Genomic DNA, 24,466 nt, shown 5'->3' with positions numbered 1-24,466 from the left:
ACAGTAATAATACTGTCTCTTTTCTGTAAACATACCCAAAAGTAGTCAAATACTATAGAATCAATGATACAAAAAAACTATTTGAGCTGCAAATATTTGACAGGGCAACTATTTCTTTGCCATAACTTTAGCCGGGATCTGTGCCCTGGCTTCTTTAATCTGGCCCTTAAACCTGGCTAAACTGGAAGACTTTGCCAGCAGTTCGGCCCTGTTGAGGTCCCTTGCCGCAAGGGTGTATTCTTTTTTTCTGATCTTAACCTGTGCCAGGCCCAATATAGAATCGATATAGGCATTATTGTTACCCATCTGTTGGGCCAGTATGCCCTGCTGTGTATAAAACCAGAGCGATTGCGTCAATTTATTTGCGGCCAGATATATTTTGCCAAGCTGTCCGTATGACTCCATCTGCCCCGCTCTGCTGCCAATTTTGGCGTAATTCTTTAAGGCAACGTTCAGGGTTACCTGTTCTGCTTCCGAATAATGGGCAAGCAGGTAATGCACATTGGCGAGCCTTAAAAGTGCTGAACCATATTGTGAAAATTTTTTAGCACTGTTGTATTCGAATGCAGCTTTTCCAAATAAAGTGATCGCATCGTTCAGGTCTCCGCGGCGCTCGTTCTTTTCTGCCTCCGCAAAATAATCGTCGCCATCATTCTCATCCAGATTGGACACCACAATATTTACAGCCCCATTGCCCGGTTGTGAGTCCTGCGACAAAAAGGTACCGGTTTGGGTCATGGCCTTACTGGAAAAAAAAAGGCCAATCAATATCAAACAAATTTTGTTCATTCGCTAAAGATAGGATAAATTTACTTAAGCAGCTGTAAACTAAATCAAAAGCTATGAAATCAAAGCCTGCTTAAAGGCAAATAACCCAGGTGCATTTCATCGGCAGGCCCATCGGCACCCACCTCTAGTTGTAACCTGTATTTACTTTTAACACCTGATGGAAGGACATCTGCTATTTCAAAAACGTCATCTACGTCAATTCCGTATTTGTCGTCAATATGCGACACCGCCCCTTCAAACCCCGTGTGTTTATAAAAGGCAGTCTCTTTAGCCGTTTTAGAAGCTGTGCCCAGACTGTCCGCCACAATCAACAGCTTATAATGCAATTCATCAAACTCGCCTTTTCTGTACCCGCCCAGGTTCAAAAAAAACAGTTTATTTTTCTGATCATCTAATTTTTCTGCAGCCGGCACAACCTTCAGTTGATACTCCCCAACTCTGTCAACCATTCTCCAGGCATCAATATGGATTTTTCCCTTTGCTTCTGGCCAGAAGTCTATGATATCCTGTTTCACTGCTGCCAATGAAATTCCGATTGTAAAAAAGATATCGTGCTGCTCGGTATGCCGGCCCGGGGGCTTACAACCCAGCAAAAACATAAAAAGCTTGAGTGGTTCCATCGTTATAGTTTCATTTCCTCTATCAATGCCTTGCAACGTTCCTCGATACCTAAAAAGACAGGCTCAAAAAGCTGGTCATCATAATAGGGGTCTGTCACTTCCAGATCGCCGGCCAAAAACAGTTTCACTTTTTCACGCTGTTCGGTATTCTCTGCCAGTTTCAGCACATCTCTGAGGTTATTCCGGTCCATCACCAGGATATGATCTGCCTCATCAAACATCTGTTTACCAAAATGCCTTGCCCTTTGCTTTGAGATATCATATCCAAATTTTTTGGCAATGGCGATGCTTCTCCTGTCTGCAGGCTGGTTTACATGCCAATCGCCCGTCCCCGCAGAAGCAACCTCCCAGCTCAGCCCTTGCTCCTCCAGCAGCTGTCGCATAATACCTTCTGCCAGGGGCGAACGGCATATATTGCCCAAACAAACCATCAGTATCTTCATATCCGCTATTTATAAATGTCATTCAGGATATTTGCCAGACAAATCCCTCCTTTAAGCAGTTGTTCATTCAACAAGCCTGCAAACTCAAAATTATATTTATAGCTCAGCCTTTCTTCAGGTTTAACGTTGGCATAAATTCTGTTGCAGGCCATGTAAGAACCATAGACATAATCTTTTAAAGAACTGTTCCGCCAGGTACTCAACTGATCGGCCGAAGGAAAGTTGATGGCATTTGCGTACTCTGTATAACTTAGCTGCTGGTATTCGATCAGTGATTCGTCCCAAACCCTGTGCAGGTTAGACTTTTCACCGAACCAGGTTACAAATACTTTATTGCCGCCAAGGTCTTCTTTCCTTGCGGTATGCATGGGCTGGTTCAAATCACCCACCAAGTGGATCAGCAGGCGCATTGCCAGTCTTTTTTCTTCAGCACTGGTCTTTCTGTTCTTCAATACGGCCGCCATTTCCGGGATTTTATTATAAACGTTCGGCGATTTTTCCTGTTCTAAAAGATCAAATACCCCCTGTTTGTCTAACCCGGCAGGCAGGTTTACAAAATGCCAGTTGTATAAATAATCGTAGGCAGGGTCCGACTTGATAAAATCGCCCCAGTTACTTGCCATAGCCAGGCTTTCGTTACCCAATACCTCTTTCACACCTTTCCTGGCTTTGCCGCTAAGGTGACTTTCGGCAATCTGCCCAACTATCCGGTGTCCCAGCATACCCCAGGCCCCTGCATGTAGCGGCATGTATAAAACAAAGGCAAAGGCCAGAAGGCCTTTACTCATTTTTATCATTACTTTCTTGTTCATTACTATAATTCTTTAGGCTTACAGGTGATGCGTTCTTTTAAGGCCAGGGTACAATCCCTCTGATTGCTGGTGCTTTCCAGCTTCAGCTGGTCCTGGCCGGCCGACCTGATGTAAAAAGTTTGTATATACTGTCCAATCCGATAGCAGCCGGAAATCTTCTGCTTATAATTGGCTTTGGTATAAGTTCCAACCAGGAAAAGGCTGTCGGCCCTCACTTCATACACCCCTTTGGCATACTCCTTCCAGACCCCTCCATTAAAACAGGAATCTGAATAGTAATTCACTTTAGAGTGTGTGGTAAGATCCACATAAAAGGAGTCACAGGTAAACCTGAATTTATGCTGCGTGTAATTCAGTAATTTGTCGGCATTCGCGATACTGTCCTGGTTCCATACCCCCTGCAAAAATGCTTCGCCTTTTCCCTGTACATCAGGTAACCGCCTGCATGAAACCGCAATACATAGGATCAACAAAAAGCCAAACAACAATCTCAGCATATCTTTCCAGCTAACCCGGCTTACTTTAAACTGCCTACCATCTCTTCCGGACGCACCCATTCCTCAAATTGCCCGGTAGTCAGCAAGCCCAGTTCTACAGCTGCTTCACGAAGTGTTTTATTTTCCTTATGTGCTTTCTTTGCAATTTTTGCAGCATTCTCATAGCCTATATGCGGGTTCAACGCAGTAACCAGCATCAATGAGTTTTCCAGGTGCTTTTTGATCTCCGGAAGGTTTGGCAGGATCCCTGCAGCACAATGGTCATTAAATGAAACACAAGCATCACCTATCAAACGGCCAGATTGCAATACATTAGCCGCAATTACCGGCTTAAATACATTCAATTCAAAATGACCGGTACTTCCACCAATACTTACGGCTACGTCATTTCCAATTACCTGTGCACAAACCATGGTGAGTGCTTCAGGCTGTGTAGGATTAACTTTGCCAGGCATAATTGAAGAACCCGGCTCATTGTCGGGGATAATGATCTCACCTATTCCCGATCTTGGGCCGGAGCTCAGCATCCTTACATCATTGGCCACCTTCATCAGGGAAACAGCCACACGTTTGTAAGCGCCCGAAAGTTCAACCATGGCATCATGCGCTGCCAGGGCCTCAAATTTATTGGGCGCGGTTACAAATGGCAAGCCTGTCAACTCAGCTATTTTTTTAGCGACCAATACATCATAACCCTTCGGGGTATTTAACCCCGTGCCCACAGCGGTACCGCCCAATGCCAGCTCACTGATCATTACCAGGGCATTTTTAATGGCCCTGATGCCATTACTGATTTGCTGCGCATAACCGGAAAATTCCTGCCCTAATGTTAAAGGTGTAGCGTCCATAAAATGGGTACGGCCGGTTTTAACAATAGCAGCAAACTCCTGCGATTTTGCAGCAAGGGTGCCATGCAGTTTTTCCAGGCCCGGAAGGGTCACTTCTACCGCCTGCTTATACGCAGCAATATGCATAGCAGTAGGGTAGGTATCGTTTGAAGACTGCGATTTGTTTACATCGTCATTAGGGTGCAGCACTTTCTTTTCATCCCCTAATGCACCACCATTTAAAACATGCCCACGATAGGCAATCACTTCATTGGCATTCATGTTGCTTTGCGTACCTGACCCGGTTTGCCAGATCACCAGCGGGAACTGCTCATCCAACTCGCCGGCAATGATCTCATCGCAAGCCTTTGCAATCAGATCCGCCTTATCCTGACTCAAAACACCAAGCTCTGTGTTGGCCAACGCAGCTGCCTTTTTCAGATATCCAAAAGCATGAATGATTTCCTTTGGCATAGAGGCCTCAGGACCAATTTTAAAATTATTCCTTGAACGTTCAGTTTGAGCACCCCAATATTTATCAGCAGGCACCTGCACTTCACCCATCGTATCGTGTTCTGTTCTAAAATTCATTTGTTCTATTTTTTGTTGTCCCCAAATTTAATGTTTTTGTCCCTCAATGATCTTTATTTATGTAACAAATGATATAATGTTTAAAACTCTTTTACGTTTAAAGGGGTAAAAATCCTTATTTTTCGACTTTTTAAATCGTATACTATCCTTCATGAAGTTTCAGTTCTTAACCATAATCACAGCACTAAGCATTTTATCCCTCTCCTCATGTTCAACGCCAGAAGAAAAAGCTAAAAAAGCCGAAGCCGATAAAAAGGTCAGAGTTAAGGAAGACGACCGGGCCGATAGCCTGGCACTGGTTTACAACCCGGCAAAAGCCGACCAATGGATTGCTGATTTTGTACAGAACTTACATAAAAAATATAATTTCAACGGAAATATGCTGGTGGCAAAAGGTGGAAAAATCATCTATGAGAAAGCCGTCGGCTGGGCCGATTACCTGCACCGCGACAGCTTAAAAATAAACTCCGAATTTGAACTCGCATCTATCACCAAGACCTTTACCGGGGTTGCCATCATGCAGTTGGTAGAAGCAGGAAAATTGAAGCTGACCGACGATGTAAAAAAATTCTATCCAAACTTCCCTTACGAGGGAATTACAGTGGAGCTTTTATTGTCACACCGCAGCGGGATGATGAACTACGTCTATTTTATTGATGACATCTGGCGCAAGGAAAAGCGCAACATGAAAAAAGGTGTATCCAACCAGGAGGTGATGGAGGTTATAGCCGATAAAAAACCGAATCCCTACACCAAACCCAATCGCGTTTTTCATTACAACAATTCCAATTTCATGGTGCTTGCCGCCATTATAGAAAAGGTGACAGGCCAGCGTTTTTCACAGTACATGATGGAGCACGTTTTTAAACCTGCAGGGATGAAGAACACCCATGTATATTCCACAACAGAATATGAAAAAATACCTGTTGATGTTGTGGGCCACGATCGCAACAGCTTCCGCTATTCGGTAGTGCAAAATTTTCTAGACGGACCAGTTGGTGATAAAGGTATTTACAGCACTTTGCACGATCTGGTGTTGTATGATAAATACCTGAAGAACGGCAGATTATTAACACAAAAAAGTCTGGACTCAGCATATAAAGGCAGGAACAAAGCCATCAAAGGTCACTTTAACTACGGTTATGGCTGGCGCATATTTGACGGAGAAAAAAACAGAAAAGTAGTGTATCATACAGGCTGGTGGCATGGCTTCAGGCACATCTATGTGCGGGATTTCCAAAAGGATATCGTCATTATATTTCTGGGCAATTTAACCAATGGCAGTTTGATGCAACTTGATGAACTGTATAAACACCTCGGTGTCCCTGTTATCCGCAAGGGGGCCTATTCTGGTGCAGGCTCGTTGCCGGGAAGCGACGAAGATTAATCAGGATATCTTATCGAAAGCGATGCCCTTGTGCCTTTTAGACAGGTAAGTCCGGAGCAAACTGTTTTCAGGCAGTTCCAATTGCGGATCTTTGGCCAATACCTCTATAACGGTATTCCGTGCTTCCTGCAGGATGAGCTGGTCTTTGGCCAGATCAGCTACTTTTAATTCCAGTACCCCGCTTTGCTGTGTGCCCGTAATGTCGCCAGGTCCACGGAGCTGCAGGTCGATCTCGGATATCTCGAAACCATTATTGGTCTTGACCATAGTTTCCAGGCGCAACTTTCCGTCCGCACTCAGTTTATTTCCAGACATCAGGATACAAAACGACTGCTCCGCACCCCTTCCTACACGGCCGCGCAGCTGGTGCAATTGCGAAAGCCCAAAACGCTCCGCATTCTCTATGATCATCACAGAAGCATTAGGGACATTCACGCCAACCTCTATTACCGTGGTTGCCACCATGATCTGGCTCTTCCCCTCTATAAACTGCTGCATTTCATATTGCTTGTCTGCATTGCTCATTTTTCCATGCACAATACTGATCTGGTACTGCGGCCGTGGAAACTGATAGCCCATCTGCTCTATGCCTGCCTCAAGGTGTAAGAGGTCCAATTTTTCACTTTCCTTGATCAGCGGATAAACTACGTATACCTGGCGGCCTTTGGCAATCTCCTGCTTCATAAAACCAAACATCCTCAGGCGCTGTCCTTCAAACAAATGCCTGGTTTCAACAGGCTTCCTTCCAGCTGGAAGTTCGTCTATTACGGATACGTCCAAATCGCCGTACATGGTCATGGCCAGCGTTCTGGGTATGGGCGTTGCAGTCATCACCAGAATATGCGGGGGAACCGCATTTTTGCGCCAGAGCTTTGCCCTTTGCTCCACGCCAAACCTGTGCTGTTCATCAATCACTACCATGCCCAGGTTCCTGAACACCACTTTATCTTCAATCAGGGCATGCGTGCCCACCAATATGTCAATTTCGCCAGCTTCAAGCGCCGCGTGCAGCTGGATCCTTTGTTTTTTGGTACTGCTGCCCGTAAGGATTGCGACATTAACCAAACGGCCTTTCAGCAAGGATGCGATAGACTCGTAATGCTGACGGGCAAGAATCTCTGTAGGGGCCATCATACAGGCTTGATATCCATTGTCATTGGCCAGCAGCATGCTCATCAAAGCCACCGCAGTTTTACCACTCCCCACGTCTCCCTGCACCAGTCTATTCATCTGAATGCCACGTTGTGTATCCAGCCTGATTTCCTTGATCACCCTTTTCTGCGCGTTGGTCAGATTGAAGGGCAATATTTCCTTATAAAATGTATTGAGGCGCTCGCCTACGGTTTCAAACAAATGACCCTTAAATTTGAGTTCGCGAAGTTGCTTATTGTACAGTAGCTGCAGCTGGATAAAGAACAGCTCTTCAAACTTCAATCGGCTCTCGGCCTTTTTTAAAGTCGCTACATCCTTTGGAAAGTGAATATTTAAAACCGACTCTTTCCGGGAAAGCATCTGATATTTCTCCAGAATATATACCGGAATGGTTTCCCTAACCTCCCGCAGGTGCTGCTCCAACAGCAAAGCTTGCAATTTCTGTATGCCCTTGCTGTCTAAAAAAAACTTCTTTAATTTTTCGGTCGAATTGTAAACAGGCTGCAGCCGCAGATTGCCTGTAACTGTTGCAGGACGGGGATAACTTTCCAGATCCGGATGAGAGATGCTGTAACTACCATTGAATACTGATGGTTTTCCAAATACGATGTAAACTTTGCCCTTGCTTACATGCTCATCAACCCATTTTAAACTCTGGAACCACACCAGTTCGATAGAACCGGTTTCATCAGCCAATTTTGCTACAATCCGCTTTTTATGTTTCTCACCAACCTGTTCCTTACTGGTTATACGCCCCAATATCTGAACATAGGGAAGCTCGGTACTGAGCTCATTTATCTTATAAAACCTCGTTCGGTCGATATAGCGGAAAGGGAAATAATTGAGCAATTGTTCATAGGTAAAAATGCCCAGTTCCTTCTGTAAAAGTTCGGCACGTTTGGGACCTACGCCCTTCAAATATTCGATCGTTGTATCTAAGGTAGCAGTAAACAAGGTTTTAACTATTTTTCAATGGAATATTCTTATTCCCTTTAAATGTAAGGATATCTTTTAAGATGCCCCAATTAAATACAATCACAGATACCAGCAGCAAGCTGTAGGCAAACAAACGGTGAACATCCACCTGTTCACCAAAATAAAAAATGGCCACTGTAAAAGCAATGATAGGATTGATATAAATGATAATGCCCAAAGTAGAGGACGGAATCCCGATCAAAGAATAAAGGCTCATGAACAAAGGGATAATGGTAAAGAAAACCGCAATCACAATAATATTTCCCCAGAACCAGGGATCGTTGGGGATGCCGGCATGCTTGCCCAGGTAAAAGGGCAGCATCAACAGCACCGCCAAAGCAATCTGAACCGCAAGTACATTCAGTTTATCGAGGTTTTGCATCTTGCGTTGTATAATGAGGTAAAAGGCATACAATGAAGCAATAACCACAGACCAGAGCACTTCTATCAGGGAACCCGTAGCCAGCAGCAGGATACTTAACAGTGCAATCCCCAGCGAAACCAGTTTTAGCCGGGAGAGCGCTTCTTTTAAAATTATAAATCCGCCAAAGGCGGTAATGAGCGGACAAACCATATAGGCAAAGGCAGCCGACTGCAGGCTTACATTGTTTACCGCATAAATATAGGTATACCAGTTTCCTGTAAGCAGCAAGGTTGAGGCTACAAGCTGCAACAGGATGATCCGCTTTCCTCTTACTTCAATAGACCTGAGGTAATCCAGATCTGCCTTCAGCTGCTTTTTTCTAAAGATGAAAATGGCCAGCCAGATGAAAACCAGCGAAGTAAAAATACGGTAATACAGAATCTCTTCGGAAGGATAGGCTTTCAGGTTTCTCAAGGGAATAGAGAAAAAACCCCAGATAGCAAAAGATAAAATGCCAGCAAAGAAATACCGGAGGTTAGACTTTTGCAAAGCTTAGCCCTTATATGCAGTCATCGAAATCTCTACATTCACCCCTTTTGGCAGGCCTTTTACAGCTACAGTTTCACGGGCCGGAAAATCAGTTTCGAAATAAGCGCCATATACTTCATTCACTTCGGCAAACAGCGCCATGTCTGATAAAAAGATTGTGGTCTTAACCACATCTTCAAAACTGTAGGAAGCTTCCAGCAAAACAGCTTTGATGTTGCGCATCACCTGGTGGGTTTCCTCAGTAATAGACGACTGGGTTAGCCCCCCGGTTTCGGGATTGATGGCTACCTGGCCAGATAAAAATAAAAACCCATTGGCCATTACAGCCTGGTTGTAGGGGCCTATCGGCGCAGGGGCATTTGTGGTATTGATTATCTTTTTCATCTTTATTTTTTATTTAAAAAGCCATGCCATCAGTTTCCATAAAACACCTGCGGCAAACACAATAATGGCAATAGCATTAATGATGTGCATGATCCTGATATTGGTATTTATAGGTCGGTTCGGGTCTTTTTTTCTGAATAGATACATAGCTATACAAAGGTATAAATAAAAAAAAGAGGGCTTCAAAATTGAAGCCCTCTTTTTCGTATGAATTAGAAAATAATTAGTTTCTAGCTGATTCAACACGACGGTTCTGGATACGACCTTCTTCAGTATCGTTAGAAGCAATTGGATTAGCTTCACCATGACCTTTAGTTACAACTTGACTAGCGTTAACACCAGAGTTAACTAAGTAAGTTTTAACAGAGTTAGCTCTGTCTTTAGATAATTTCAGGTTGTATGCAGCAGTACCTTCGCTAGAAGCGTAACCGTTTACAGTTACTTTACCACCGTTTTCACGCAATACTGAAGATAATTTATCTAAAGTTGGGTAAGCCTCAGTTTTTAAAACTGAAGAGTTGAATTCAAATTGGATAGTTTCGAAACCAGTCAGGTTGCTAGTGTTAACTGCAGTAGGCTCTGGTGCTTTAGGTAGAGGACATCCTGAACCATCAACAGCAGTACCAGCTGGAGTACCTGGGCATTTGTCAAACTGATCAGCTACACCGTCACCATCGCTATCTTTTTTCAGATCTTCAACAGATTTCTCGATGTTAGCCACACGGCCTTTCAAAGCTTCAACTTCCTGACGTAATGAAGGATCTTTCAATTCATCATACATCAAAGCCAATGGGTTAACCCAATCCAGGTTCGGTTTAGATTTAGAACCTAATGAGAATTCTAAACCAGCATATCCGTAAGAGAATTTGTCTTTAGTAGTTGCTTTAGCCCAAACTCCGTCCAGGTTATCAGCATCAACAAAGTGCATAGTGTAACCCAAGTTGAAGGAAACACGCTCAGAAACTTTGAATTTAATACCAGCACCAACTGGGATATAAGCTTCTTTGATGTATTTTTTGTCTCCGTCTTTACCAAAAGTTTCTGGTAAATCTTTAGGATCAGCACCGTTTAATGCAGCCCTGTAAGCAGCAACACCATAACCAGCAGTTACGAAGAAGTTAACAGAGTTTTCGCGACGTAAGAAGTCAACAGTTGCAACGTTAACAACACCTCTTAAATCTGCAGCATAAGCCAATTCAGTTTCGAAAGAAGTTAAGCCAGGAAGTGCAGCAGGACCACCATCTTTGTTGGTTCCTGAAATTTTTCCACGGAAAACGTTACCTTCTAAGCCAAATGCATGACCTAATTGTTTTCTCAACGAGATACCATAACCTAAGTTTACATCAGCATTCGTGAAATCGTTGGTACCACCAATAGCGATGAACGGAGATAAAACACCACCGTTAACACCCAGTGACCACGTTCTGTACTGGCCTCTTCCACCAAATACCTTGGCCGAAGAAGAAGTCGAAGCGTCCTGAGCAGTAGCAAGGGTTGTAGCACCCATTAAAGCTACCAGAGAGGCCGCCAGACCCTTTTTTAAAGTAGAATAATTCATAATTTTTCTTTTTTAAGGTTAAACAAATTTTAATTGTATAATTTTTTTGTGTAGCAAAATTAAACAAATTTTTAAATTCTCAAAACACTTACACAAACTCCGTTCCAAACTTCTAAATTCTCAAAAAATAACCTCAATTAGGTTAAATACAGAGAAAAACACTGTCTAAAACACCGAAAAAGTCAATTTTCCCGGCAATGAAATCATCGTGGCTTTAACGCCAGTGTTCAAAATACACTTCAACAACGTATTAAATATTGCCATTTTGTTAAAAATCTGTTCATTATTGTCCTAATACGACATACAACGAAGTCCTGTTTTTGAGACAGCAGGTAAATTTCAGCTCCAATTGTCTGTAAAACGATAAATGTTAAAGCCCGGTTTATGCCATGCCTTATCTATTTCCTCCCGCAGCCGCTTCCTGTCTACATTCGTCATGCGGTAATGCTGAATAATCTTAAACGCTTTTTCCGCCAGTAGAAATGACCTACGGCTATTGTCGGCTACGGCAGGCTTCAGCAGCCAATCGCAAAGCGAGTCAATTCCTTCATTCTTATCGGCCACGGTCTTAAAAACCGGGATTACCTGGTGTTGCTGATGAACCAGCTTTTTCAGGTTATTTGCAAAAGTATCTGCCCCTTCCCGGTCTGCCTTGTTCACCACAAAGCCCTGGGCAATCTCCATTAAACCTGATTTGATATTCTGAATTTCATCTCCCGATTCAGGCACCAGTACCACAACTGTCTTATCTGCAAGTCCGGCAATTTCTACTTCCGACTGCCCCACCCCAACAGTCTCAACCAGGATCAGATCAAATCCGCCGGCCTTCAGCACATCCACAATCTCAATGGTTTTTGCCGATATACCACCCAATGCGCCCCGTGTAGCCAAAGAACGGATATAAACATTAGGGTTATTGAACTGCTGTGCCATTCTGATCCTATCACCCAGCAACGAGCCAAAATTAAAAGGAGAAGTAGGGTCGACCGCCAGAATTGCTATCTTTTTACCGTCCGCGGTTATCTTGGCGGTAATGGCATTTACCAGCGTACTTTTACCTGCTCCAGGAGGGCCCGTTATGCCAATCACCGGAACATTGACTTCAACATTTATTGACCTTAACAATTCCGCAGCCGGCGGGATGTCGTTTTCGACCAAAGTAATGGCCCTTGCCAATGCATTAAAGTTTCCGTGCTCAATTTCTGTGATCAGTGATAAAAGGGTATTCATTTCAGCTTCTGTATGTACAAATAAAAGCAATTTATTTTAGCCTCGAAGCATTGTAGATAAAGTACGCATATTGCCCGTATTTTAAACATTGCCGTAAATCCTTACCTTTGGAAAATTTCAAAACTTTAAATGAAAGACTATTTCAGGTTATTATCGTACGCCAGGCCTATTGAAAAGTTTGCTATACCCTATGTTATTGCGACCCTACTGTACATACTTTTTAACACCTTAAACCTTGCTTTATTAGCACCCTTACTAGATACTTTATTCAACCATAAAAAAGCTGTTGAAGTGGCGGCTGAACCAGCTTCATGGTGGGACGTGATGGCCAAGTTCAGAGAACTGACAGACTATTTCGTTGGCAATTATGGCTCACAGGAAGCCCTGAAATTCGTATGCATCACGATTGTGATCTCTGTACTTCTATCTAATATCTTCAAGTACTTCTCTGCCCGGATCATGGAGGACCTCAGGATCCATACCCTGCTTAGCCTTAGAAAATCAGTATTCAACAATGTGATGAACCTGCACCTGGGCTATTTCAACAGTCAGCGAAAAGGTGATATCCTTTCCAAAGTATCATCAGATGTACAGGTGGTGCAATTCACGGTGACCAATACCCTGCAGGTGGTATTCAAGGAGCCTGTAACCCTGATTGTGTACATCGTGTTGCTTTTTTCTATTTCCGCAAAATTAACTTTGTTTTCCCTGCTTGTTATCCCCCTTTCGGCATTTATCATTGCAAAAATTGTAAAACGATTAAGGCAGCAAGCTACACAGGCCCATGAAACTTTTGCAAACATGTTGGGCTATCTGGATGAAGCTTTGGCCGGGATCAAAATTGTAAAAGCATTCAATGCTACAACATATGTAAAGGACCGGTTTCACCAGGAAAACGTTACCTATTCCAATATTACGCGTAAAATGGTACGCCGGCAGCAACTGGCTTCCCCTGTTTCAGAATTCCTGGGGGTAATGATGGTTGCTGGCATTGTATATTTTGGCGGCTCTATGGTTTTAAATGGCGAATCGACACTAACCTCTGCAGAGTTCATTGCCTATATTGCCATTTTTTCACAGGTTACCCGCCCTGCAAAAGCATTATCTGATGCGTTTACAGGGATACACACCGGTCTTGCTGCAGGTAAACGCGTGTTGGACCTGATTGATACCAAGCCTGAGGTGATTGACAAACCTAACGCTGTTGTTGTCAAATCCTTTAAAGATTCGATCCGCCTGGAAGATGTATCTTTTGCCTACGGCGAACGACCGATATTAAAGCGTGTAAACATAGAAATCCCCAAAGGTAAAACCGTTGCGCTTGTAGGGCCTTCAGGCGGAGGAAAATCTACACTAATGGACCTTTTGCCCAGGTTTATTGAACCACAGCAAGGAAATATCTATTGGGATGGTGTTAACCTGAAAGATGTAAATACCGATTCTTTAAGAGCGCAAATGGGCTTTGTAAACCAGGAATCCATTCTGTTTAACGATACCATTTTTAACAATATCGCCTTTGCCAAACCAGACGCCTCTTATGAAGAGGTAGAACGGGCTGCAAAAATTGCCAATGCCCATGAATTTATTACGAATGCAGAAAACGGCTACGAAACCTTTATCGGCGACAGGGGCATCCGTTTATCTGGTGGCCAGAAACAAAGGCTTTGTATTGCAAGGGCAATCCTGGGCAATCCGCCATTAATGCTGCTCGACGAGGCTACCTCTGCGCTGGATACCGAGTCGGAAAAACTGGTTCAGGAAGCCCTTTATAAGTTAATGGAAAACCGGACATCCTTAATTATCGCACACCGTTTATCGACCATACAAAATGCCGATCTGATCATTGTGTTAGACAATGGCACGGTGGTTGAACAAGGTTCCCATAGTGAACTGATGAGAAACGACGGCTTATACAGACGTTTAATAGATATGCAGACTTTCTCTGAATAACTATCTGCACCATTATGATTGCAACATCCCTAATAGTGGCAACTTACAATTGGCCTGAGGCACTTAAATTATGCTTACTGAGCATAATGAGGCAGAAAGTAATGCCCTTAGAGGTGATTATTGCAGATGATGGCTCGGCCATTGAAACCAGGGAGCTGATTGAGCAGTTTCAGGCAAACTTTCCGGTTCCTTTAATCCATATATGGCATGAAGACCTGGGCTTTAGAAAAGCCATTATCTTAAACAAGGCCATTAAAGCTGCATCTGGCGATTATATTGTCCAGGTTGACGGCGACGTGATTTTAAACCAGCATTTTGTTGAGGATCATATCGGCCTTGCCGAAAAAGGAACCTTTGTAAGGGGAACCCGGGCCCATCTGAGCCGCAAAGAAATCGCCGCGGCATACCAGAGCGGCAAAACAAATTTCAATTATTTTTCCAGGGGGATCATCCATCGTTTCAATTCCATACGGCTTCCTTTCCTGGCTTTTATGTTTACCAAAAAGCAGAACAATTCAAACAGCGTAAGGGGAAGCAACCTGGCCTATTGGAAGTCAGATTATGTACGCGTCAACGGATATAACAATGCCCTGCAGGGCTGGGGGCATGAAGATGAAGAGCTGGCAGCCCGCTTTATCAACAACAATATCCTTAAAAAATCCGTTAAGTTTAAAGCTGTGCAGTTTCATCTGCAACACGAACTCTCGTCTCGTGAACAGGAGGCCCTGCATTCCGATGCAGTGAAAGCAGCTATGGAACAACAGCTAAAAACATGCACCAATGGTCTGGCCCAGGTATAACAATATGATGGACAAAGTATCGATAATCATAGTGACTTACAATGCAGAAAAAGACCTTCAGTCTTGCCTGGACAGCATCCGCAGCCAGAACTATGCGCCCATAGAAGTTATTGTTGCCGATGGGGCCAGCGAGGATGGGACCATTGATATTTTAAAAAAAAATGAGGACCTGATCAACAATTGGATCAGTGAAAAAGACCAGGGCATTTATGATGCCATGAACAAGGCGCTGGACCTGGCTACGGGCGACTGGATTTATTTCCTGGGTGCAGACGATACACTTTTACCCGGTTTCTCCGATATGGCGAAGACACTGGAGAACAAACATACCATTTATTATGGCAGCATCATTTCCAAAGGGGTTAAATGCCAAAGCCACATCAGCAGTTATAACCAGGCAAAAAACGGCATATGCCACCAATCTATATTTTATCCCAAACGTGTTTTTGAAAAATACCGTTTCGATCTGGAATATAAAATAGCGGCCGATAGGCATTTGAATATGAAATGCTTTGCCGATCCGGAATTTAGCATGAAATACCTGGACTATACCATTGCCAATTTTAACCATACGGGCATCTCCTCTCTGAAAGACGACCTTTTATTTGAAGAAAGAAAAGCCCAGCTGATTAAAAAATATCATGGCTATGGGCCATGGCTGCGCTTTATGTTTAAAAAACTTAAAGAAACCCTGTTTCATAAAAACAAGAATGACAAATAAGCACACCATATTATATGATCCACAGATGTTCGATCTGCAGAAGTATGGGGGCATTACCCGCTATTTTGCCAATCTCATCACGGCAGTTAATCAAACTGAAGCCTATACCGCCATTTTACCCCTGGTATGTTCCTATAATTACTATGTCAGAAACTTTCCCCAATTGGTAAGCACACAAATGGGTAAGCTGTTATTAAAGAAACCCAGCAAAAAATACCACTGGAACCTGAAATACTGTATTAAGAAAATAAAGGAAACCAACTTTGATATCTTTCATGCAACCTATTACGACCCTTATTTTTTACCTTATTTGAATAAGCCGCTGATAGTGACGGTACATGATATGATTCATGAAAATCATTCTGAGCTGTTTAACGATTCAGATCGGGTGATCGCCAACAAAAGGGCATGCATGGAAGCCGCAGACCTGATCATTGCCATATCCAATTATACCCGGGATGGTATTGTAGGTTACTATCCGCATTTAAAAGATAAAATAAGGGTGATCTATCATGGACTGCCCGACAGGCAGATCGAACCGGCACAAGAAAACCTTCCGGAAAATTATATGTTGTATGTTGGTGACAGGAATACACCCTACAAAAACTTTCTTCCAACAATAAATGCGATTGCCGGCCTCATCAGCAAACAAAATAGCCCTTACCTGATCTGCGCCGGAGGAGGAAAATTTACACAAAAAGAAATTGAAGTATTCTCCACTTTGGGCATAACAAATAAAATAATCCAGATCAATCCCTCAGACCCTTTAATGAAACAGCTCTATCAGCAGGCCTTGTTGTTCATTTACCCATCCCTGGAAGAAGGGTTTGGACTGCCTATGCTGGAAGCTTTTAAAAACGGGTGCCCTGTGGCTAGCAGTAACACCTCTTGTTTGCCAGAGGTTGGTGGAAATGCGGTAAGTTACTTCGATCCTAACCGGGAACAAGCCATTACCCAGGCCATCTCCGAACTCATTGAAAACCCTGGCTTAAGAAATAAGCGCAGTATAGATGGATATGAGCAACTCAAGGAATTTACATTTGAATCCTGTCTCAACAAAACGCTTAACTGCTATAACGAACTCACTCCATGACCATGTACCCTACCAAATCACCGGTTTTATTCCTTGTTTTTAACAGGCCTGATACCACGTTAAAGGTTTTAAATGAAATCAGGGAAGCCAGGCCTTCAAAATTGTATATTGCTGCAGACGGCCCTCGTACAGGCAATGAACAAGATACCAGATTGTGCAAAGAAACCCTTGCGGTAGTAGGCAATATAGACTGGGACTGTGAGGTAAAAACACTTTTTCGTGAAAAGAACCTGGGCTGTAAGGATGCGATATCCTCGGCCATAACCTGGTTTTTCGAACAAGAGGAAGAAGGCATAATACTGGAAGATGATTGTTTACCGGCAAAGAGCTTCTTCTATTTCTGCGACGAGATGCTGGACAGGTACAGGAACGACAGCCGCATCAGGCACATCACGGGCACCAATATGCAGCTGGGCCAAACCTGGGGCGATGCCAGTTATTATTTTGGCCTGGCTACCAATGTATGGGGCTGGGCATCCTGGCGCAGGGTTTGGAACGACTATGATAAAAACCTTAGCAATTATAAAGAAGCAGAGGTTGAACACCAGCTCAGGAATATATTTGAAGACGAGTTTCTTGCGGCACAGTGGTTTTCTATATTTAAAAAGCTACAATTGAAAGAAATAGATACCTGGGATTATCAGCTTACATTGATCAATTATTTTAACCATTCACTTTCTGTTAACCCCAATGTAAACCTGATCCGGAATATTGGGTTCAGGGCCGATGCTACCCATACCCCTGATCCCAACGCGACATTTGCAAACCTGCCCTTACAGGAAATAACCAAAATAACCCACCCCAAATATTTCCTTCCAGAGAAAGGTGCAGATTACTTCACTTTTAATAAGGAACTGAACCTGGAAGAAAGAAGAAGAAAACACTATTCTGTGCGAAGGCGATTCAAAAGGTGGTTAAGAAAGCTGTTTTTAGATAGCCCTTAATTTTTTAAGCACCCAGGTTACCGAATTAGGCAGCTTTCTTTTTAAAACCATATAATCACCGGCTACAGAACCTATATAACCCACAAGGCCTAAAGTTTTGCGCGGACTGGAATTGAACAGCAGCAGGAAATACCTCTTCAGTGTTTTAAATGCAAATTTCCACTCGCTAATCGGGCGCAGTTTTTCCAGATAGTCAGGAAATACTTCTACGAGACAAGTACTGTAACAAACGCTGGTTCCAAAAGCCAGCCGTTTCAGATAGTTAAGTGACGTTCGTTTGTGCGGCACCATATGTGTTATCTTAAGAGCTGGTGATACCCCGGCAGCGGCACCCCTACTTATACAGTAAAAGATCATCTGGGTATCTTCACCACTATTCATTTGCCCGCCCTTTCTTCCAGACAAAGTAAACTTCCCCAGCTCAGCTAATTCAATGTATCCTATCAAATATTCTCTTTCTATACAAAGTCCCGTACCAAAAGGATAACAGTCCTGCCAAAGGCGCTGGTTAGCATAAGCCATCACTGCTTCATGCCTATCCTGAAAAGCTTCCCTCGCATATGTTACTAAACGGGAATCTATTCCATCAACGAAATCTACATCTACCTCGCCAGGCCCCCAGGCAGCAACATGCGGGCAATCTTTGCGAAGAATGTGCAATTCCTGTATATAAGAAGGTATTGGCTCATTATCATCATCAAAAAAAACAATGCAATTGCCTTTAGAAGACTTAATTCCGCCAATCCTTGCAAAGCTAAGCCCCTGTTCCTTCACCTCAATCAAACTTGCATGAGGAGTTTTATTTAAAAATTCTTTTACATAATCTGCTCCTCTTAATGGCTCAGTACTGTTGTTATCTACCAAAATAACTTCCAAAGCAATTCCACGGACATCTAATAGACTTACAGCAACTAAACAGCGTTGAAGCAGTCTTGGATCAGGATTATAGGTACAGATAATAACAGAATAATCAAGGCCATTCACTAAAGACATAGTATATTTGAATTTAAAACACGAAGATACATGGATAGTCCCAAAGTTTCTGTTATTGTCCCCAATTATAACCATGCCGAATATCTTGTACAAAGAATAGAAAGTATATTGAACCAATCTTATCAGGATTTTGAAGTTATCATATTAGACGATTGCTCAACTGACAATAGTAAAACAGTGATAGCACAATATCACAGCCACCCTAAAATAGCCGAAATCATTTACAATGAACAAAACAGCGGCAGTACTTTCAAACAATGGGAAAAAGGGATATCTAAAGCAAAAGGAGAATTTATATGGATCGCTGAAAGTGACGACTGGTGTGAAACCAACTTACTGGAAGAATTAATAGCGGGGATAACCAAAGAAGAAAATACAGTGATTAGCTATTGTCAATCTTATTGCATTCAAAACACCAATATAATTCAGTGGCAATCCCAGCACTCCTTCTTATCCGAAGTAGTTGACGGTCATGAATTTATAAAAAAAAGAATGTCGGCCAATAATTCGATTTTCAATGCCAGCATGGTAATCTGGAAAAAAGATCTGTTTTATCATATACCAAAAGATTTTGTGAATTACAAATTTTGCGGCGATTGGCTTTTCTGGATAGAACTGGCCAAACTGGGTAAGGTTCACATCAGTGGCAGGTTATTAAACTATTTTAGAAAACATAGCAATGATGTAACGGGCAAAGTTTCCCAAAGCGGGCTTAATTTTATTGAAGAATTACAGGTCATCAATCAATTGTATCAAGAAAAAATGATCTGTGAGTCGGTTTATCATAATGCCTATAAGAAAAAGTTTATTCAATATTGGCTAACCAAGGACAGCATCGAACCAAACAATAAAAAAATCATTGAAGAAATAATAAACCATCCGCTATCCACTAAAAACAGTCCTATGCGGCTAGTTCCAATTGGCATCTGGAAAGGATTTAAGCAAAAATGGAAATCTTCTAAAGGTCGCCAACAATAATCATATGAGCTCAAAAAAATTCACCAAATGGGTAGATAAAAAAAATTACACAACCTGTTTTAAAATCATTCAAAAATATTATATCTATGTCGACGAGGGCCAAAGTAACATTTTTTTGAAAAAGGATTTATTGCCACTTTTAATTAAGCGTCTTTTTCTGGTATTTATCAACCTCTTTCGTTTTAATCAAAATCCGTACAAAAAATATCTGGGATCTAATAACCCAAGTCAGTTCTTCAAACGTATTTTTGGCTTATACAAACTAGAGATTTCTGGCCTGATGCCGGAAAACCCTATATTTACACCATTGCAGTTTAAAGAAGAAGCAAGCCCAGTTGTAAGTATAATTATTGCTGTGCACAATCACCTCAACCATACTTACAATTGCCTGAAATCAATTCTTGCAAATACTCAGAATGTTGGTTACGAAATAATTATCGTGAACGACTGTTCGTCGGATGGTACCGCATCATTTCTTAAGGAGGTCAGCCATATCAAATATCTGGAAAATACAGAGAACCTTGGTTTTTTGAAATCGTGTAACAAAGCTTCAGCCTTTGCAAAAGGTAAGTATTTATGTTTCCTGAATAACGACACTCAAGTGCAGCCGGATTGGCTTTATCAAATGCTTGCGGTTTTCAACAATGATAAGGAAACTGGCCTTGTAGGCAGTAAATTGATTTATCCTTATGGATTGCTTCAAGAAGCTGGCGGTCTAATTGATCATTTAGGCAATCCAGCCAATTTTGGCAAATATCAAAACCCGGATCTATGGACCTTTAATTACCTCAGGCAAACCGACTACTGCTCTGGAGCAAGCATATTGCTGGCCAAAGCAGATTTTGATCTGCTTATGGGATTCGACGAACGCTACGCACCAGCTTATTATGAAGATACGGACCTCTGTATGGCTATTCGTTATCAGCTAAATAAAAAAGTTTACTACCAACCTTTATCCCACGTTATACATTTTGAAGGCATAAGCTCTGGTAAGACCGTTAAAAGAGGCAGCATAAAAGAATATCAACAAATAAATGCGCAGAAATTCAAAGACAAATGGGCTGATGTTTTAGGCACTTTTTCCCCAGAACTTTCGCATGAAGCGGCTGCCGGTAAGTTTAATAGAAGCAATACGGTTCTCTTCATAGACGTTACCCTTCCCACATACGATAAAGACTCAGGATCGAGACGGATATTTGAACTGTTAAAAATATTTAGGTCCCTGAATTTTAATGTGGTTTTCCTACCTCATGACGGCCTAAGAACAGAGCCTTATTTTTCAGCGCTTATAAATCTTGGGATACGTGTTTTGTATCCAGAACATTTTGACAAAGACATCTTTCAGCAGCTAGGAGAAGTGCTTCGGAAAATAAACATTGCATGGATATCAAGGCCCGAACTCAATCAGATCTACGCTTCATTAATTAAAACAAACCCTTCAATTACCTGGGTATATGATACCGTTGACTTACATTTCATTCGGGAAGAGCGGCGACTTAAACTACAAGGTTCTATAACCCAGACAGAAATCGAATCTGTAGACCGCATCATGTCCGAGGAGATAGCGTTAGCAAAACAAGCAGATGTGACCATTGCAATAACAGAAACTGAAGCAGAGATATTAAATGATAAAGGAGCCAGAAATGTAAGGGTTATCCCAAATGTCCATATTCCCTATGTGGGTAACACCTTTCCATATAAAGAAAGATCAGGGATTTGTTTTATAGGAGGCTACTACCATACTCCCAACGTAGATGCAGTTATGTGGCTTACAAAGGAAATCATGCCGCTTGTGTGGAGAGATCACCCACATATTAAATTGACCATAATTGGTAGTCACCCCACTCCAGAAATACTAAAGCTAGAATCAGCTCTGGTTAAGGTAACGGGTTACGTTGAAGATGTGACCAGCTACTTTACATCTTCGCGGATTTTTGTAGCACCGCTAAGATATGGGGCAGGCATGAAAGGTAAAATTGGTCAGAGCCTGGAATTCAGCCTTCCCGTCATCACCACGGATATTGGTGCCGAAGGTATGAATCTAAGACATGGGCATCATGTCCTAATTGCAAATACAACTGAAGAAATTGCATATCAGATCATCAACTTATATTACAACGAAACGCTCTGGAAGCATCTAGCCTCTCATTCCTTTTCTGCCATTGAAAAGTATGCACCGGACAATATCAGCCGCCAGATAACGCAGATTTTCAAAAGCATATGAGGTAACTGCTCCGATAGTTTAAACGGCTTGAACTCTAAGAGCTGAAATAAAGCAATGCATTTTAAAATATCTTTTCCATCCCAAAATGCCCGGCAGTTTACTATTCCATAATACCTTTCGCATTTGCACTTTCAAATAACCTGCTTCAGCCATTGCGTACATAAGCGTTTCAAAAGCCTTCTGTTCTAATGCCGCACATTCTTGTTTGTCGAAATCATTTCCAGCTTGCTTTGGTAAGGTCTCATTCCATTTTTTATGAACAAGCAAAATACTTTTTACCCATTCACGATCATATTTTCCTTCTGAAAAGTGTTCTAATAGCACATCAAATGTAACGCCTATGTCCCATTTTTTACCAACATTTAATGAAAAATCAAGGTCATATCCATGAAAGCCTTTTAAAAGCAACTCATCAAACCGAACTTCATTCAAAACCTCTCGCCGTGTGCAAAACCAAACACCATCTATGCTGGAAACCATCGATAGCTTCTCATTATTCGGATTATTAAAGTCTACTTTCGCCGCAACTGTCTGGTGTTTAAAATGCTGCAGCAACTGATAGCGATCTGATTTTTCCGAACCAATATACCATGAACACGGAAACAAGGTCTTGTAACGTCCACCCGCAATTCCCAGTAAACCAAGTTCGGGCCGTGTATCAAAACAATCTTGAACTATAAATCCCCAGTTAGACGTCTTTATGCAGATGTCCTCATGCATAAAGCAGATCAGATTATATCTGGCTGCTTGAATACCCTTATTATAAACCTCGCAAATCCCCTTTGCTGCACCTGCATTGTCAAAACTGATAATTTCATATTCAACTCCTATAGTTTCGCGGATATTGACACTTACATCATTAAGTAGATTTTTATTAGCAGAAGCAATTATGATAGAAATCATGGTCAGAAGGAGTTCTAAAATTTGGTGTTATCACTGCTTATAGCAAAAAACATTAATAGCCATATCAAAAACTCCTCCGATTAGTTCTTTATCGGCAAAAGGACTCGTTCTTGTCCAGGATTCTTTAATGTAATAATGAAACCCCGCATCTTTTACAATGGCTAATAATTGATCTAACGTTTGAGCTTGGTTAACATCATTGTGATATTCAAAGAAAAAAGAACCTAGATTTTGAAGCTTATCTTTACAATCTCTCAATACAGTATTTTCTGCTCCCTCAATATCCAGCTTTAAAAAATCTATCTCCGACGTTAAATAATTATATAGTCGCACAGACTCAACATTAGTTGGTAGGGATTGATCCAGATAGCCGGTATTAGCTCTGCTCCTCATTCCATTGTCCCCATAGAATGCCAGCGTCTCTTCTTTATCCCATATTGCCTTTTCCAGCAAGACCACATTACCGAGGTTAAGTGTTTCAATATTCTCCTTTAAAACCTGGTATATTTGAGGATCTGGCTCAAAAGCATAAATGATATGATCCGGGTAATTCCGGGCAAAATAAAGTGTTCCTAAGCCCATGTTTGCACCACAATCGAGAATTACATTTTTACCCGGAATGGCCTTAAACGCATATATTTTATTAATGAAAATCTCCCTATAGGTAATGACAAAACTCAAGCTATCATGAAACCTGAATTGCAGGCCAAATATATCGGTATAGCCTGGTGTAAAACGAGGGCATTTTTGAATTCGCTCTAACTCTGCTTCAATTTTAGTTAGCTTTGATTTTCTGATTTTATCAGCAACTATACTTCTCAAGCCCATATAAACTCTCTGATTATTATTTCTTTGCCAGAATTATTTTATGATAGGGGGGCACATCATATTTTGTTAGTACATTGAGATCAAAATACTGAACTGATGTTTCCATCAGATCAAATGAAAAAACATGGTGGTGAAGCCCTCTCACCTCAAAATTATTTTCGCATCTTTTTTTGAATATATTAAAATCCTTTCCGGCCCCTGGGTCTAACTTCAAATCATGAAGTTCCAAAATTTCAGCTAAATGAGTCAAATCATGTTCATCAACATTGTTTTCATAATCTGATAAAATATGAGAGAAAGTGGTATCTGGCCTTTTGCGATCAAATGTAAACCTTTTATCGGGCAAAATTAACAGTAAAAAACCGCCTGGTTTTATCACTCTAATCCACTCCTTCATTGCCTTTAATGGATTTGCAATATGTTCTAAATTATGGGACGACAATAAAAAATCATACTTTTCATCTTCTATCTCAGAAAGATCTGTTCCCTCCATGATGTATTGCCTTCCAGTTTTCCCAGCAAAATATCTATACTGACTGGTATCAATATCACCTTCCCAAATTGTGTTGTTGGTAAAATTACATCCATCGACCTGCTTTGCCCATTTATATATTGGAAGAATCTCTGAGGAGAAAAAACTACTAGGGCCACCTATTTCCAATCCTTTTTTATCGTCAAAGGCATGTTTGTAGTTAAATAGAAATTCCCTATACCGGTTTTTAAATAAGAATAATAAAAGATCAGACCTTTTCTGAAGACTATTATAGTGAAGATTGTAAAAAAAATCCATGTGTTTTAGATTCAGAAGAATTATATTCTATATGAGGACAATTCTTCCGCTAGTAAAGCTTTGC

Annotated in this window: 24 protein-coding genes; 8 read left to right on the top strand and 16 right to left on the bottom strand. The window is 41.7% G+C overall.

From position 1 onward, the window contains the following. Positions 1 to 108: 108 nt before the first annotated feature. Genes B9A91_RS11495 through fumC form a run of 6 tightly spaced genes read right to left on the bottom strand, consistent with a single transcriptional unit; the run spans position 109 to position 4,579 of the window. Complete coding sequence (locus B9A91_RS11495) at positions 109 to 789, bottom strand: tetratricopeptide repeat protein (RefSeq protein WP_235012531.1); 681 nt, start codon at positions 787 to 789, stop codon at positions 109 to 111. Between the two features lie 59 nt (positions 790 to 848). After that, positions 849 to 1,409 (bottom strand): DUF1543 domain-containing protein, encoded by a 561-nt coding sequence (locus B9A91_RS11490; RefSeq protein WP_084238603.1) that lies wholly within the window; start codon positions 1,407 to 1,409, stop codon positions 849 to 851. Positions 1,410 to 1,411: 2 nt separating this feature from the next. Then, positions 1,412 to 1,852, bottom strand: a complete 441-nt coding sequence (locus B9A91_RS11485; RefSeq protein WP_084238601.1) for a low molecular weight protein-tyrosine-phosphatase — start codon at positions 1,850 to 1,852, stop codon at positions 1,412 to 1,414. A gap of 5 nt (positions 1,853 to 1,857) precedes the next feature. Next, positions 1,858 to 2,664, bottom strand: coding sequence for a S1/P1 nuclease (locus B9A91_RS11480; RefSeq protein WP_084238599.1), 807 nt, complete (start codon positions 2,662 to 2,664; stop codon positions 1,858 to 1,860). Positions 2,665 to 2,666: 2 nt separating this feature from the next. Further along, the gene (locus B9A91_RS11475; protein ID WP_084239685.1) at positions 2,667 to 3,161 is read right to left on the bottom strand and encodes a fumarate hydratase; all 495 of its coding nucleotides are present in this window, start codon (positions 3,159 to 3,161) and stop codon (positions 2,667 to 2,669) included. A gap of 20 nt (positions 3,162 to 3,181) precedes the next feature. Further along, a complete protein-coding gene (fumC, locus tag B9A91_RS11470) occupies positions 3,182 to 4,579 on the bottom strand; it encodes a class II fumarate hydratase (RefSeq protein ID WP_084238596.1) in 1,398 nt (465 codons plus the stop codon). Between the two features lie 151 nt (positions 4,580 to 4,730). Between fumC and B9A91_RS11465 the strand changes: the two genes are divergently transcribed. Then, a complete protein-coding gene (locus tag B9A91_RS11465) occupies positions 4,731 to 5,966 on the top strand; it encodes a serine hydrolase domain-containing protein (RefSeq protein ID WP_084238594.1) in 1,236 nt (411 codons plus the stop codon). Here the strand turns inward: B9A91_RS11465 and recG are convergent, their stop codons facing one another. The 6 genes from recG to meaB form a co-directional block, all read right to left on the bottom strand. After that, positions 5,967 to 8,072 (bottom strand): ATP-dependent DNA helicase RecG, encoded by a 2,106-nt coding sequence (recG, locus tag B9A91_RS11460; RefSeq protein WP_084238592.1) that lies wholly within the window; start codon positions 8,070 to 8,072, stop codon positions 5,967 to 5,969. It lies immediately after the preceding gene. Between the two features lie 4 nt (positions 8,073 to 8,076). After that, positions 8,077 to 9,006, bottom strand: a complete 930-nt coding sequence (locus tag B9A91_RS11455) for an EamA family transporter (protein WP_084238590.1) — start codon at positions 9,004 to 9,006, stop codon at positions 8,077 to 8,079. A 3-nt stretch (positions 9,007 to 9,009) separates the two neighbouring features. Next, complete coding sequence (locus B9A91_RS11450) at positions 9,010 to 9,390, bottom strand: RidA family protein (RefSeq protein WP_084238587.1); 381 nt, start codon at positions 9,388 to 9,390, stop codon at positions 9,010 to 9,012. 9 nt (positions 9,391 to 9,399) lie between these two features. Beyond that, positions 9,400 to 9,537, bottom strand: coding sequence for a DUF6728 family protein (locus B9A91_RS24240; protein ID WP_200815634.1), 138 nt, complete (start codon positions 9,535 to 9,537; stop codon positions 9,400 to 9,402). 76 nt (positions 9,538 to 9,613) lie between these two features. Beyond that, positions 9,614 to 10,948 (bottom strand): OmpA family protein, encoded by a 1,335-nt coding sequence (locus B9A91_RS11445; protein WP_084238585.1) that lies wholly within the window; start codon positions 10,946 to 10,948, stop codon positions 9,614 to 9,616. 339 nt (positions 10,949 to 11,287) lie between these two features. Beyond that, positions 11,288 to 12,178 carry a methylmalonyl Co-A mutase-associated GTPase MeaB gene (gene meaB, locus B9A91_RS11440; RefSeq protein WP_084238583.1) on the bottom strand — a complete coding sequence of 297 codons (891 nt, stop codon included), beginning with the start codon at positions 12,176 to 12,178 and terminating at the stop codon, positions 11,288 to 11,290. 129 nt (positions 12,179 to 12,307) lie between these two features. Between meaB and B9A91_RS11435 the strand changes: the two genes are divergently transcribed. Genes B9A91_RS11435 through B9A91_RS11415 form a run of 5 tightly spaced genes read left to right on the top strand, consistent with a single transcriptional unit; the run spans position 12,308 to position 17,686 of the window. Further along, positions 12,308 to 14,128, top strand: coding sequence for an ABC transporter ATP-binding protein (locus B9A91_RS11435; RefSeq protein ID WP_084238580.1), 1,821 nt, complete (start codon positions 12,308 to 12,310; stop codon positions 14,126 to 14,128). A 14-nt stretch (positions 14,129 to 14,142) separates the two neighbouring features. Continuing rightward, on the top strand, positions 14,143 to 14,928 hold the full coding sequence (locus B9A91_RS11430) for a glycosyltransferase family 2 protein (protein ID WP_084238578.1): 786 nt from the start codon (positions 14,143 to 14,145) through the stop codon (positions 14,926 to 14,928). Positions 14,929 to 14,932: 4 nt separating this feature from the next. After that, positions 14,933 to 15,649 (top strand): glycosyltransferase family 2 protein, encoded by a 717-nt coding sequence (locus tag B9A91_RS11425; RefSeq protein ID WP_084238576.1) that lies wholly within the window; start codon positions 14,933 to 14,935, stop codon positions 15,647 to 15,649. Next, the gene (locus tag B9A91_RS11420) at positions 15,639 to 16,742 is read left to right on the top strand and encodes a glycosyltransferase family 4 protein (RefSeq protein WP_159451686.1); all 1,104 of its coding nucleotides are present in this window, start codon (positions 15,639 to 15,641) and stop codon (positions 16,740 to 16,742) included. Before B9A91_RS11425 ends, B9A91_RS11420 begins: the two co-directional genes overlap by 11 nt. Further along, positions 16,739 to 17,686 (top strand): nucleotide-diphospho-sugar transferase, encoded by a 948-nt coding sequence (locus B9A91_RS11415; RefSeq protein WP_084238570.1) that lies wholly within the window; start codon positions 16,739 to 16,741, stop codon positions 17,684 to 17,686. The genes B9A91_RS11420 and B9A91_RS11415 overlap by 4 nt, the downstream gene beginning before the upstream one ends. On the opposite strand, the gene B9A91_RS11410 is transcribed toward B9A91_RS11415, so the two are convergent. Continuing rightward, positions 17,672 to 18,679 carry a glycosyltransferase gene (locus B9A91_RS11410; RefSeq protein WP_159451685.1) on the bottom strand — a complete coding sequence of 336 codons (1,008 nt, stop codon included), beginning with the start codon at positions 18,677 to 18,679 and terminating at the stop codon, positions 17,672 to 17,674. The two genes, B9A91_RS11415 and B9A91_RS11410, sit on opposite strands and share 15 nt — an antisense overlap. Before the next feature lie 30 nt (positions 18,680 to 18,709). Here B9A91_RS11410 and B9A91_RS11405 point away from each other — a divergent pair, with 30 nt between their 5' ends. Further along, the gene (locus B9A91_RS11405) at positions 18,710 to 19,657 is read left to right on the top strand and encodes a glycosyltransferase family 2 protein (protein ID WP_084238565.1); all 948 of its coding nucleotides are present in this window, start codon (positions 18,710 to 18,712) and stop codon (positions 19,655 to 19,657) included. Positions 19,658 to 19,661: 4 nt separating this feature from the next. Beyond that, positions 19,662 to 21,881 carry a glycosyltransferase gene (locus B9A91_RS11400; protein ID WP_084238562.1) on the top strand — a complete coding sequence of 740 codons (2,220 nt, stop codon included), beginning with the start codon at positions 19,662 to 19,664 and terminating at the stop codon, positions 21,879 to 21,881. Positions 21,882 to 21,899: 18 nt separating this feature from the next. On the opposite strand, the gene B9A91_RS11395 is transcribed toward B9A91_RS11400, so the two are convergent. The 3 genes from B9A91_RS11395 to B9A91_RS11385 are packed head-to-tail and all read right to left on the bottom strand — an operon-like array spanning position 21,900 to position 24,402. Then, positions 21,900 to 22,784 (bottom strand): glycosyltransferase, encoded by an 885-nt coding sequence (locus tag B9A91_RS11395; protein WP_084238560.1) that lies wholly within the window; start codon positions 22,782 to 22,784, stop codon positions 21,900 to 21,902. Between the two features lie 30 nt (positions 22,785 to 22,814). Continuing rightward, entirely contained in the window at positions 22,815 to 23,612 is a 798-nt protein-coding gene (locus B9A91_RS11390) for an FkbM family methyltransferase (protein WP_084238557.1), read from the bottom strand. A gap of 16 nt (positions 23,613 to 23,628) precedes the next feature. Next, positions 23,629 to 24,402: a methyltransferase domain-containing protein gene (locus B9A91_RS11385; RefSeq protein ID WP_084238556.1), complete on the bottom strand. Its 774-nt coding sequence runs from the start codon at positions 24,400 to 24,402 to the stop codon at positions 23,629 to 23,631. Positions 24,403 to 24,466 lie beyond the last annotated feature (64 nt).

This window comes from Pedobacter africanus (assembly GCF_900176535.1).
GTDB lineage: Bacteria > Bacteroidota > Bacteroidia > Sphingobacteriales > Sphingobacteriaceae > Pedobacter > Pedobacter africanus.
Note: the sequence above shows the minus strand (reverse complement) of the source record. Positions and strands in the feature narration are given on the sequence as shown.